Genomic DNA, 11,573 nt, shown 5'->3' with positions numbered 1-11,573 from the left:
TGCTGTTACGCGGCCACGCTCGTGTAGTGCGAGGCGTCGCCCGTGACCGAGTGGCTCTCCTTGCCCTCGACACCCACCGGGACGTCACCGGCGAGGGTCACCCGGTGCAGCCGGCGCGGCAGGCCGTCGTAGTTGTCGACGGCGTAGTGCTGGGTGATCCGGTTGTCGAAGACCACCAGCTGGTCCGGCGACCAGCGGTGGCGCAGGACGTTCTCCGGGCGGGTGACGTACGCCTGGAGCAGGTCGAGGATCCTGCGGGACTCGGCCGGCGGCAGCCCGGCGATCCGCTGCGCGAACCCGCCGATGAACAGGCCGCGTTCCCCGGTCAGCGGGTGCACCCGCACCACCGGGTGGACCGTGCGGTAGGTGATCGAGGTGAACTGGGCGCGCTGGGCGGCCTGCTCGGCGTCGATCTCCTCGTCGGGCACCGCGTAGTCGTAGTCGTTGGTGTGCTCCGCCCACAGCGTGTCCGCCAGCCGGCGCAGCGGCTCGGGGAGCTGCCGGTAGGCGGCGGCCGAACTCGCGATCAGGGTCTCGCCGCCGTACGGCGGGACGGTGACCGAGCGCAGGGTGGTCGCCTGCGGCGGGTTGAGGACGAACGTCACGTCCGTGTGCCAGTGGTTGGCGGCCCGGCCGCGCTCGCTGTCCACCGGCAGGACGTTCGGGGCGCCGGCGATCGAGGAGACCGTCGGATGGGCGGTGGTGACCTCGCCGAAGTGCCGGACGAAGGCCTGCTGGGAGTCGTCGTCGAGGTGCACGTCGTCGAAGACGAGCGCCTTGTGCGCGTTCAGGGCCTCGCGGATCTCGGCCGCGGCCGAGGCGTCGAGCGGCCGGGAGATGTCGACGCCGGAGACCCGGGCGCCGATGTTCGCGGTGATCTTGGTGATCTCCAGGGACATGACGGTTCCTTTCAGGCGGACACAGGGCTGGCGGTGTACTGGTTGGCGGGGCGGGGCAGGCCGTAGCGCTCCCGCAGGGTCCGGCGCGGGCCGTAGGAGGTGCGCAGCAGGCCGCGGGCGCGCAGGACCGGCACCACGTGGTCGACGAAGGTCTCAAGGCCCGAGGGCAGCACCGGCGGCATGATGTTGAAGCCGTCGGCGGCGCCCTCGGTGAACCAGGTCCCGATCGCGTCGGCGATCTGCTCGGGCGTTCCGGCGAAGGTCAGATGTCCGCGGCCGCCGCCGAGCCGCCCGATCAGCTGCCGCACGGTCAGCCGTTCGCGGCGGGCCAGCCCGACGACCAGCGTGTACCGGCTCTTCGCGCCCTCCACGGCGTCCTCGGTCGGCAGGCTGGCGGGCAGCCGCGCGTCCAGTTCCAGGGTGCCGGGGGCCAGTTGCAGGAGCCGTTCCAGGCGGTCGACGCCGTACCGGTGCACGATGTGGTCCTCCAGGAGCCGCTCCTGCTCCCGCGCCTCGGCCTCGGTCGAGCCGATCACCGGGACGATGCCCGGCAGCACCTTGACGTGGTCCGGGTCCCGGCCGGCCGCGGCCGTGCGCGCCTTCAGGTCGGCGTAGAAGGCCCGCGCGTCCGGGAGGGTCTGCTGCGCGGTGAACACCGCCTCCGCGTAGCGGGCCGCGAACGCCTTGCCGTCCTCGCTGGATCCCGCCTGCACCAGCAGCGGGTAGCCCTGCGGGGAGCGCGGCACGTTCAGGGCGCCCTCGACACGGAAGTACGGCCCCTCGTGCCGCGGCGGGTGGATCTTCGCGTCGTCGCCCCAGACGCCGGCCGCCTTGTCGGCGACGACCGCGTCGTCCTCCCAGCTGTCCCAGAGCTTCAGGGCCACGTCGAGGAAGTCGGCGGCCCGCGCGTACCGCTCGGCGTGCGCGGGCTCCGCGTCCAGACCGAAGTTGCGGGCCGCCTCCGCGCCCGCCGTGGTGACGATGTTCCAGCCCGCCCGGCCGCCGCTGAGGATGTCAAGGGAGGCGAACCTGCGGGCCAGGTTGTAGGGGGAGTTGTACGAGGTGGAGGCGGTGGCGATCAGGCCGATGTGCTCGGTCGCGGTCGCCAGCGCGGTGAGCAGGGTCAGCGGTTCCAGGGCACCGGCCGGACGCTGGGCGACACCGCCCCACAGATGCGGCCCGTCGGCGAGGAAGAGCGAGTCGAAGGTGCCGCGCTCCGCGGCCCTGGCCAGCCGCACGTAGTGCGTGAGGTCGGTGTGCGCGTGCGGGTCGCTCTCCGGGAGGCGCCAGGAGGCCTCGTGGTGGCCGGTGTTCATCAGGAACGCGTTCAGGTGCAGGGTGCGGGTCATGCGGGGTCCTCCGTGACACCGAGGGCGGTCAGCAGCCGGGTGCGGTACGCGTCCCGCGGGCGGTCGTGGTCCACGGCCAGGTCCAGGCCGATCCGGCCGTTCTCCAGGACCAGGACGCGGTCGGCGAGGACGACCGCCTCGTCGACGTCGTGCGTGACGAGCAGCACGGTCGGGCGGTGCCGCTGCCACAGCTCGCGCAGCAGGTGGTGCATCCGGATCCGGGTGAGGGCGTCCAGCGCCCCGAACGGCTCGTCGGCCAGCAGCAGTTCGGGTTCGCGGACCAGGGAGCGGGCCAGCGCGGCCCGTTGCGCCTCGCCGCCGGACAGCTCACCGGGCCAGGCCCGCTCCCGGCCGCCGAGACCGACCTCGTCGAGCGCCGAACGGCCCCTGTCCCGGGCGTCCTTGCCGTCCAGCCCCAGCACCACGTTGTCCAGCACCCGCTGCCACGGCAGCAGCCGGGAGTCCTGGAAGACCACCGACACCCGCTCCGGGGCGCTGAGTTCACCGCTGCCGCGGACCGCGTGGTCGAGTCCGGCGAGCGCCCGCAGCAGGGTGGACTTGCCGGAGCCGCTGTGCCCGAGCAGCGCGGTGAACTGTCCGGCGGGCAGGTCCAGGTCGATGCCGTCCAGGACCGTACGGTCCCCGAACGACCGGGTCAGCCCGCGGAGCCGGACGGCCGGGCGGGTCAGCTGCTCAGTGTGCGGCGCCACGACAGCACCCTCCGTTCGACGGCGCGGACCACGGTGTCGGAGACGAGGCCGAAGACGCCGTAGATCAGCAGACCGACCAGGATGATGTCGCTGCGGCCGTAGTTCTGGGCCTGGAACATCATGTAGCCGAGGCCGCTGGTGGCGTTGATCTGCTCCAGGACGACCAGCCCGAGCCACGATCCGGTGACGCCGAGCCGGAGCCCCACGAAGAATCCGGGCAGCGCGCCGGGGATCACGATCCTCGCGATGAACCGCGGCCGCGACAGGTCCAGCACCTCGGCGAGTTCGACGTACCGGCTGTCGATCGCGGACAGCGCGGCGTGCGTGTTCAGGTAGACCGGGATGTAGACGACGATCGCGATGATCGCGACCTTGAAGGTCTCGCCGATGCCCAGCCAGAGGATGAACAGCGGGATCAGGCCCAGGGTCGGGATCGCCCGGTTGATCTGCACGGTCCCGTCGATCAGCGCCTCGCCGGCCCGGCTGAGCCCCGCGGCCAGCGCCAGCAGCACCCCGGCGGCCAGCCCGATCGCGAAGCCGTACCCGGCCCGCTCCACCGAGGTCAGGATGTCGGTGCGCAGCGTCCCGGCCGTCCACAGGTGCACGGCGGTGTCCAGCACGGTCCACGGCGCCGGGACCGCGCCGGGGTCGAGCCGTCCGGCGGCGGAGGCGAGCGCCCACGCGGCCAGGACGACCAGCGGCCCGGCCAGGCGGGCGGCGGGCAGCCGGCGGCCGGGGGAGAGGCGGCGGCGCGGACGGACCCGGTGGTCCTCCTCCGCCACGGGAACCGGCACGGTGCCGGTGGCCACGGCGGTCATTTCCGGTACTCCGCGGGTACGGCCCGCGCGGCCAGGGACTCGAAGCGGTGGTCGAAGAGCGAGGAGACGTCGGTCTTCTTCACGAAGCCGCCCTCCGCCAGCAGGTCCGCGGTCTCCTGCTCCCAGGCGACCGCCTCGTCCCAGCTCGGCGGGAACAGCGGCTTGTTGGCGAGCCGTGTGACGCCCCGGGCCTGCGCGAGGGTCAGGTTCTGGGTCTTCACGTAGAACTCCTCGTTCCAGGTGTCCGGGTTCTCCCACTGCCAGACCAGGCCCCTGGCCCACTGCGGGATGTACGCGGCGACCGCGGCGGCCTTGGCCCGGTCGCCGAGGACCGCCTGCGGCGCCCACAGCAGGCTGAGCAGGTCGACGACGTCGGTGTCGATCGTGCGGGCGCCCTTCGCCGCGTACTGCTGGAGGTAGGACGGCGCCTGGGTGTTGGCCAGCGGGGCCACGTCGACCTGGCCGGACTGCAGGGCGGTGAGGAACTGGTTGCTGGTCAGCTGCACCAGCCGCACGTCGTCGTAGGCGAGCCCGGCCTCCTTCAGCGCCCGCAGCAGCACGACCCCCTGGGCCTGACCCTGCGAGAAGGCGAGCTTCTTCCCCTGGAAATCGGCGACCGTGCGGATGTCGCTGCCGGGCTTCGTGGCGAACAGGTAGTTGGGCCTGCGGGTGATGTTGATCGCCACGATCTTCGCCGCGAACCCCTGGAACTGCGCCTGGATCGGCGGAATCCCCGCGTTGTTCGCGAGGTCGAGGGACTTGGCGCGGAACGCGTTGATGACGTCGGGACCGGCCCCGATGTTCAGCCAGCTCGACACCGTGAACGGCAGCGGGGGCAGTTTCGCCAGCTTGAACTGGAGCTGCTGGGTGTTCAGGTAGGAGGCGATCTTCAGGCTGGTGCCGGCCGGCACCGCGGTGGCCAGCGGGGCGGCGGCCGCGCCCGCCGTCCCGGCGGCGGCCGTGCCGCCCGCGCAGCCGCCGAGCCCGGCCACGGCCGCCGAGGCGCCGAGCAGCGAGGTGAGGAAGAGCCGGCGGTCGACGCCGGAGGAGGACGCAGAAGGCATGGGAGGACTCCCGGGGAAAAGCGGCCGAAAGGCGGCTGAAAAACGGTGGGAAGACGGCGCGGGGCAGCTCGGATTCGCGGCGGAGGAAGGCCGGGAAGAGAGGACTCGCACGTCGGGAAATACGCGCCGAGGGCGCGTCAAGACGTCAGCAACAGAGGGTGCGACAGGTCATGGGAAGGATGCTCCTTGCCGTGGACGACGGCTGTCAATATTCCGAGTTTCTGAATTAAATAAGCCGTGGTGACGCGCTCAACGGGTCCCGGTACAGCACGTCGAGCACCACCGAACCGCCCGCCACCGCGAGCACCCGGTCCCCGAAACTGGTCGGCGCGACCACGGCCGCCCGCCGCGGCCCGACCGCCTCCCGCAGCGCGGCCAGACAGTCCTCGCGGTGCAGCACGCCCACCTCGGTGACGACCACGCTCTCCGGGTTCAGCACGTCGAGCAGCAGCCCCGCCGCCCGCCCGGTCAGCCGCGCCCGCTCCGTCAGCAGCCGCACCGCCACCGCGTCACCGGCGGCGGCCGCCGCCAGGACGTCCATCGGATTGGCGCGGTCCACGACCCCGGCCGCCCGCGCCCGCCGCACCAGCGTCCGCTCGCTCAGCTCCGCCTGGAGACAGCCGGTGCGCCCGCAGCCGCACGGCTCGGTGCCGCCCGGCACCGGGAGATGGGTGATCGTGCCGGCCTGCGAGCGCGGACCGTGGTGCACCTCGTCGCCGGTGGCGAAGGCCGCGTCGACCACGTTGCCGACGAACAGGTGCAGCACGCTCCGGCTGTGCCGGGCCCGCCCGAACAGCCGCTCGCCGTTGACCAGCGCCCGCGCGTGCCCGTCCACGTGGACCGGCAGTCCGGTGCGGGCGCCGAGCAGTTCACGCACCGGCACCTCGCGCCAGCCCAGCAGCGGATGCTCCACGACGGTCCCGGAGTCCCGGTCCACCCAGCCGCCGGCCGCGACCCCGACGCCCAGCGGCCGGCTGCCCGGCGCGCCGTCGAGCAGCGCGGCCAGCCCCGCGGCGGCCCGCTCCAGCACCCCGCCCGGCTCGGTGTCCCGGTGCTTCAGCTCCCGCCGCGCGAGCACCCGGCCGCGCAGGTCGAGCAGCGCGACCGTGGTGTACGGCACGGCCACGTGCACCCCGCCGACCACGAACCGCGAGTCGTCCAGGTCGACGGGCACGTGCGGCCGGCCCACCGAACGGGCCCGCCGGGGCGCCCGCGCCTCCCGGATCAGGCCGAGTTCGGTGAACCGGGCGCAGTAGTCGGTGACCGAGGCCGGGGACAGGCCGGTGAGCCGGGCGATGGTGGAGCGGGCCACGGGCCCGTGCTCCAGCACCGACCTGAGCACCACGCCGGCGCTGGTCCGACGCCGGTGGCCGGAGGGAGGGACGAGCGAAGGTGCCGCGGTACGGGGCATGGGATGCGTCCTCGGGAACGGGGGCCGACACGTCTGCGCGGGGCGAGGCGCGCCGGGAGGTCCCTGCCGCGCGGCCTCAGAGCGGACCGCGACAGGTGGCGGCCCCCTGCCGTCGCAGCTCGACATAGCGACGCGACGTGAGGTTCCGGGACTGGGCGGCCATGTGCGAGAGCGTAGGACAGCGGCCCGGAATCCCACCAGAGCACTGGGATTCGATTGGCGGAACTCCACAGGCCTGTTCAACGCCGTTGACGTGACTGAAACATCTCTGCCTCAGTGATCGGCGTCACCTCATGGCACGTGTAGCCCACATTCTTTGTGGGGAGCCCACCATGTGCCCGTCGCGGCCTTTGTCGATCGCTGACGTGTTCGGCTCAGGCGGCCCGGGATAGCGTCACGGTGTCCCCTGCCTGCCCACCCTCACCCCGCGGAGTCCCCATGAGCACCGCCACCGCAGCCGCGTCGACCCGCACCGGCACCGTCCTCGCCGACCTCCTGCCCGTGTCCCGGGTCCGCGACGTCGCCCTCGTGGCCGGCGGCGCCGCGCTCACCGGCCTCGCCGCGCAGATCGCCGTCCCGGTGCCGGGCTCCCCGGTCCCGGTCACCGGCCAGACCTTCGCGGCCCTGCTCGTCGGCACCGCGCTCGGCGCCCGCCGCGGCCTGCTCTCCCTCACGCTGTACGCGCTGGCGGGCCTCGCGGGCCTGCCGTGGTTCGCGGGCGGCACCTCCGGCGTCTCCGTCTCCTTCGGCTACATCCTCGGCATGATGCTGGCCTCCGCCGTCGTGGGCTCCCTGGCCCGCCGCGGCGCCGACCGCGACATGCTGCGGATGGCGGGCACGATGCTGCTCGGCGAGGCGCTCATCTACGCGGTCGGCGTGCCCTACCTGGCCTACGCCGCGCACCTGTCCGCGTCCGCGGCGATCGCCGCCGGCCTCACTCCGTTCCTGATCGGCGACGCGGTGAAGGCCCTCCTGGCCATGGGCGCGATGCCGGCCGCCTGGAAGCTCACCGGCAAGAACTGACGGCCCGCACAGACCGAGCGGGGGCCCGGGGCGCACACGCGCCCCGGGCCCCCGCTCGTGCGTCCCGCTCAGTCCGCCCGCCGCCGCGACCACCACACGCCCGCCGCGCCGGCCGCGACCAGCGCGGCACCGGCCGCGCCGAGCGGCACCACGTCGGGGCTCGCGCCGGTCTTCGGCAGCCGGTCGCCGCCCGGCCCGACCGGCTTGTTGTCGGTGCCGAGCAGCAGCGGCGTGGCCGGCGCGTTCGGCGACGGGTTCGTCGTACCGAACGGCACCGGGCCCTGCTGCCAGAAGGTCTTCTTCCCGTCCGCGCTCTGCACGGGCAGGCAGATCTTCCCCTTCCCGCCCAGGTCGAACGTGGCGTCGACCGGATACGACGCCGACTTTCCCGCGCCGAGCGCGCCGACCGGGCAGCTGAAGCCGCTGTTCGCGCCGGCCGGCAGGTCCTTCGCCGCGATTGCGTCGCAGCCCCGCACGCCGGTGACCTTCAGGCCGTCGAAACCGACCACCAGAAGCCTGATGCCGGCGCTCTCCTTGGTTCCTTCGTTCCTGACAGTGGCGGTGATCGCCGTTTTCCGCGAACTGTTGTCGACCGAGATCTTCCCGGGCAGTGTCGTCGTCAGCCTCACACCCGCGGGTGCCTGGTCGACCGCCTTTCCCCCCTTGCCGCTCGCCGGTCCCTGGTCATCGGCGGCAGCCGTGAACGGGAGGATCAGCACGGCCGAGAAAGATGCCGCGACGAGCGATCCCGTGACAACCGCCATACGACGAGAACTCATGTTCGTCCCCCTTGCAACCCCCTGGACCGCACCTGAATTCGCGGTCACTTGAAGAGGTACCACAAGATTTCTCCGCACTATGCTGGTACGGCCGTAAGTGTGACCATTGTGTGGCGCCGGAGGCGGTCGTTGAGGGGGTGCAGCGAATTGCCGGAGAATTCAGGGAGTTCAGAGATCCCGGGGAATTCCGGTGGTCCAGGGAATTCGGTTGGTCCAGGGAATTCGGGGAGGACGGGGGCCGGTGGTGTCCCGGGGCTGCTGGTGACCGGCCGCTACCGGCTGGCCGCGAGTATCGGGCAGGGGGGCATGGGGCGGGTGTGGCGGGCCACCGACGAGACGCTCGACCGGCAGGTCGCCGTCAAGGAGATGCGGATCGACGGCCTCGGCGCCGAGGACGCCCGCACCCGCCGGGAACGCACCCTGCGCGAGGCCAGGGCCACCGCCCGCATCGACCACCCCAACGTCGTCCGGGTCTACGACGTGGTCGAGGAGGGCGAACGCCTGTGGATCGTCATGGAGCTGGTCAACGGCCGCTCCCTGGAGTGGATCATGGCGGAGGAGGGGGCGCTGAGCCCGCGCGCCGCGGCCCGGATCGGCCTCGGCCTGGTCGCCGCGCTGCGGCAGGTGCACGCCCAGGGAGTGCTGCACCGGGACATCAAACCCGGGAACGTGCTGGTCGAGAGCGCCGCGGGCCGCGTCGTCCTCACCGACTTCGGGATCGCGGCGATCCAGGACGCCAAGGCACTGACCATGGTCGGCATGCTCGTCGGCTCGCCCGACTACATGGCGCCCGAGCGGATCTCCGGACGCCCGCAGGGCCCGCCGTCCGACGTCTGGTCGCTCGGCGCGACCCTGTGCGCGGCCCTCGCCGGCCGTTCCCCCTTCTCCCGGGACACCACCCTGGCCACCCTGCACGCGGTCCTCTACGAGGAGCCCGAACTCCCCGCGGCGGCCGGACCGCTGCACGGCCTGCTGGCCGCGCTGCTCGCGAAGGAACCGGCGCTACGGCCGGGACTGGCGGAGGTCGAGGAGGCCCTGCACCCGGTGGCCCACCCGCCCCGGACCCCGACGGTGGCGCATCCGGCCCCGGTTCCCGTCCCGGCGCGGCGCCCGACCCCGACGTACGTCGAGCCGGCGGAACCGCGTGCCGCGGAGCCGGAGGACGAACGCCCGGCGCGGGTGCGGACGCCTTTGCCGGCGAGCGCGTCGACGCAGGCGGCGGAATCCCGCGCGGAGCCCCCGTCCGGCCGTCCGGCGGACCCCGCGCCACGGAGGCCGTCAGGGGCGCAGGGGACACCCGCGGCCGAAGGGCGGGGGAGGGACGGCGCGCCCGCGGCGGTCCCCCGGCGCACCGCGCTCCTGGCCGTACTGGGGGCCGCGGCGGTGGCCGTCGCCGTCGCCGTCCTCGTCACCACCACGGCGGGCGGCGGTGACGGCAGGGCGGCCGGTGGCTCCCCGGCCGCCACGAGTGCGACGCCCGCCGCGTCCGCGCCCACCGTCGAGGGCACCGCCCGCCCCCGCACCCTGCCGCCCGGCGCCCACGAGGAGGCCGGCGGCTTCGCCTGGGTGACCCCGAAGGGCTGGCGCAGGGACGTGAAGACCGGCGCCGAGGTGCACTACACCTCGCCCGACGGCGGCCAGGAACTGGTCGCCAAGTCGTCGCTGGCCAGGGGTGATCTCATGGACAGCTGGCGGGCCTCCGAGCGCAGCGCCCGGCAGGGCCGGGACTACCGCAAGATCCGGCTGGCCCAGACGGTGTTCCGCGGCCGTCCCGCGGTGGTCTGGGAGTACACCTTCACGCTCCAGGGCGTCCCCTGGCACGCACGGCTGCTGGGCTTCGACGCCGACGGGAAGTCGTACCAGATCAACACCTGGTACCAGCCGGCGGTCGAAGCCCAGGCCGTACGGACCTACGAGCAGGTCAAGGAGGATTTCACCCTGCTGTGACCGGGGGTTCCGGTCAGCCGACGGACACCTTGTCGGCGGGCTCGGCGGCCTCGGTGGCGGCCGCCGCGCGGCCCGCCGTGACCTTCTGCTTCACCACGGCGACCGCGATCACGAGCGCCGCGACGAGCAGCGACAGCAGCACGGTCGTACGGCCGCTGCTCTCGCCCTCGGTGTCGGTCAGCATGTAACCGAGGACGAACACGATCAGACCGGCCGTCGCCCAGGTCAGGTACGGGTACAGCCACATCTTCACGACGAGCTTCTCCGGCGCCTCGGCCTGGATGATCTTCCGCATGCGCAGCTGCGAGAAGCAGATGACCAGCCACACGAACAGGGCGACCGCACCGGAGGAGTTGACCAGGAAGAGGAAGACGGAGTCCGGGAACCGGTAGTTGAAGAAGACGGCGACGAACCCGAAGACGACGGAGGAGACGATCGCGGTCATCGGCACACCGCGCGAGGTGGTCCGGGCGAACGCCTTCGGCGCGTCACCGCGCTGCCCGAGCGAGAACGCCATCCGGGAGGCCGTGTACAGGCCCGAGTTGAGACAGGACAGCACCGAGGTCAGCACGATGACGTTCATGATCTGGCCGGCGTGCGCGATGCCGAGGGAGTCGAGGGCGGCGACGTAGGAGCCCTTCTCCTTGATCGACGGGTCGTTCCACGGCAGCAGCGCGATGACGATGAGGATCGAGCCGAGGTAGAAGACGCCGATCCGCCAGATGATGCTGTTGGTCGACTTGGTGACCGCGCGCTGCGGGTTCTCCGACTCGCCGGCCGCCAGCGTGGCGATCTCGCTGCCCATGAAGGAGAAGACGACGAGCAGGACGCCGGTGAGGATGGCGCCGGGCCCGTGGGGCAGGAATCCGCCGTGGTCGGTGAGGTTCGCGAAACTCGCCTTGTCGGTGTGCACGCCGGGCAGCACGCCGAGGACGGCCAGCAGGCCGACGACGATGAACGCGCCGATCGCGACGACCTTGATCCCGGCGAACCAGAACTCGAACTCGCCGTAGGAGCCGACCGAGACCAGGTTGGTGGCGGTGAGGACCACCATCACGATGAGCGCCCAGCCCCACTGGGGCACGGCCGGGATCCAGCCCTCCAGGATCTTGGCACCGGCGGTCGCCTCGACCGCCAGCACCACGACCCAGAAGAACCAGTACAGCCAGCCGATGGAGAACCCGGCCCAGCGGCCGAGCGCGCGGTCCGCGTGCGCGGAGAACGAGCCGGAGGTCGGATTGGCGGCGGACATCTCGCCGAGCATCCGCATGACGAGGACGACGAGCGTGCCGACGAGGGCGTACGACAGCAGGATGCCGGGTCCCGCGGTGGCGATGCCCGAGCTGGAGCCGACGAAGAGACCCGCGCCGATGACGCCGCCGATGGCGATCATCGACAGATGGCGGTTCTTGAGTCCTGCGTGCAGACCGTTGCCCTCGCCGTCGCCGGGGTCGCCGGCCGGGGGCGGTGCAGTCGTGTTCGGCTGCGAAGTCATGGGGGAATTCCTTTGCGCCGTCGAGCGGGGGTGAGTGGGGGTCTCGCACGAGCGGCGTGCGAGTTGGTCCAGTGAAAC

Annotated in this window: 10 protein-coding genes; 2 read left to right on the top strand and 8 right to left on the bottom strand. The window is 72.6% G+C overall.

Features of this window, described 5'->3' with window-relative positions:
• Positions 1 to 5 precede the first annotated feature (5 nt).
• From ACIQOE_RS04710 to ACIQOE_RS04685, 6 genes are all read right to left on the bottom strand, one after another.
• The gene (locus ACIQOE_RS04710; RefSeq protein ID WP_365559815.1) at positions 6 to 899 is read right to left on the bottom strand and encodes a TauD/TfdA family dioxygenase; all 894 of its coding nucleotides are present in this window, start codon (positions 897 to 899) and stop codon (positions 6 to 8) included.
• Between the two features lie 11 nt (positions 900 to 910).
• Positions 911 to 2,248, bottom strand: a complete 1,338-nt coding sequence (locus ACIQOE_RS04705) for an LLM class flavin-dependent oxidoreductase (RefSeq protein ID WP_401409637.1) — start codon at positions 2,246 to 2,248, stop codon at positions 911 to 913.
• Positions 2,245 to 2,958, bottom strand: coding sequence for an ABC transporter ATP-binding protein (locus tag ACIQOE_RS04700; RefSeq protein ID WP_351319352.1), 714 nt, complete (start codon positions 2,956 to 2,958; stop codon positions 2,245 to 2,247). Before ACIQOE_RS04700 ends, ACIQOE_RS04705 begins: the two co-directional genes overlap by 4 nt.
• Positions 2,934 to 3,776, bottom strand: a complete 843-nt coding sequence (locus ACIQOE_RS04695; RefSeq protein WP_351319354.1) for an ABC transporter permease — start codon at positions 3,774 to 3,776, stop codon at positions 2,934 to 2,936. Before ACIQOE_RS04695 ends, ACIQOE_RS04700 begins: the two co-directional genes overlap by 25 nt.
• Positions 3,773 to 4,840 (bottom strand): ABC transporter substrate-binding protein, encoded by a 1,068-nt coding sequence (locus ACIQOE_RS04690; protein ID WP_365559812.1) that lies wholly within the window; start codon positions 4,838 to 4,840, stop codon positions 3,773 to 3,775. The genes ACIQOE_RS04695 and ACIQOE_RS04690 overlap by 4 nt, the downstream gene beginning before the upstream one ends.
• 226 nt (positions 4,841 to 5,066) lie before the next feature.
• Complete coding sequence (locus tag ACIQOE_RS04685; protein ID WP_401409634.1) at positions 5,067 to 6,251, bottom strand: ROK family protein; 1,185 nt, start codon at positions 6,249 to 6,251, stop codon at positions 5,067 to 5,069.
• 438 nt (positions 6,252 to 6,689) lie between these two features.
• Between ACIQOE_RS04685 and ACIQOE_RS04680 the strand changes: the two genes are divergently transcribed.
• Positions 6,690 to 7,274, top strand: a complete 585-nt coding sequence (locus ACIQOE_RS04680) for a biotin transporter BioY (RefSeq protein ID WP_351319360.1) — start codon at positions 6,690 to 6,692, stop codon at positions 7,272 to 7,274.
• Between the two features lie 68 nt (positions 7,275 to 7,342).
• Here the strand turns inward: ACIQOE_RS04680 and ACIQOE_RS04675 are convergent, their stop codons facing one another.
• The gene (locus tag ACIQOE_RS04675; RefSeq protein ID WP_401409632.1) at positions 7,343 to 8,053 is read right to left on the bottom strand and encodes an LPXTG cell wall anchor domain-containing protein; all 711 of its coding nucleotides are present in this window, start codon (positions 8,051 to 8,053) and stop codon (positions 7,343 to 7,345) included.
• A gap of 261 nt (positions 8,054 to 8,314) precedes the next feature.
• Here ACIQOE_RS04675 and ACIQOE_RS04670 point away from each other — a divergent pair, with 261 nt between their 5' ends.
• Positions 8,315 to 10,000, top strand: coding sequence for a protein kinase (locus ACIQOE_RS04670; RefSeq protein ID WP_401409630.1), 1,686 nt, complete (start codon positions 8,315 to 8,317; stop codon positions 9,998 to 10,000).
• A 13-nt stretch (positions 10,001 to 10,013) separates the two neighbouring features.
• On the opposite strand, the gene ACIQOE_RS04665 is transcribed toward ACIQOE_RS04670, so the two are convergent.
• On the bottom strand, positions 10,014 to 11,495 hold the full coding sequence (locus ACIQOE_RS04665) for an amino acid permease (RefSeq protein ID WP_401409628.1): 1,482 nt from the start codon (positions 11,493 to 11,495) through the stop codon (positions 10,014 to 10,016).
• Positions 11,496 to 11,573: the final 78 nt, after the last annotated feature.

Origin of the sequence: Streptomyces sp. NPDC091282, from assembly GCF_044757385.1 — a bacterium.
In the GTDB taxonomy this organism is placed as follows: domain Bacteria; phylum Actinomycetota; class Actinomycetes; order Streptomycetales; family Streptomycetaceae; genus Streptomyces; species Streptomyces gramineus.
The sequence above is the reverse complement of the archived record's forward strand: the minus strand, read 5'-3'. Positions and strand labels throughout refer to the sequence as shown.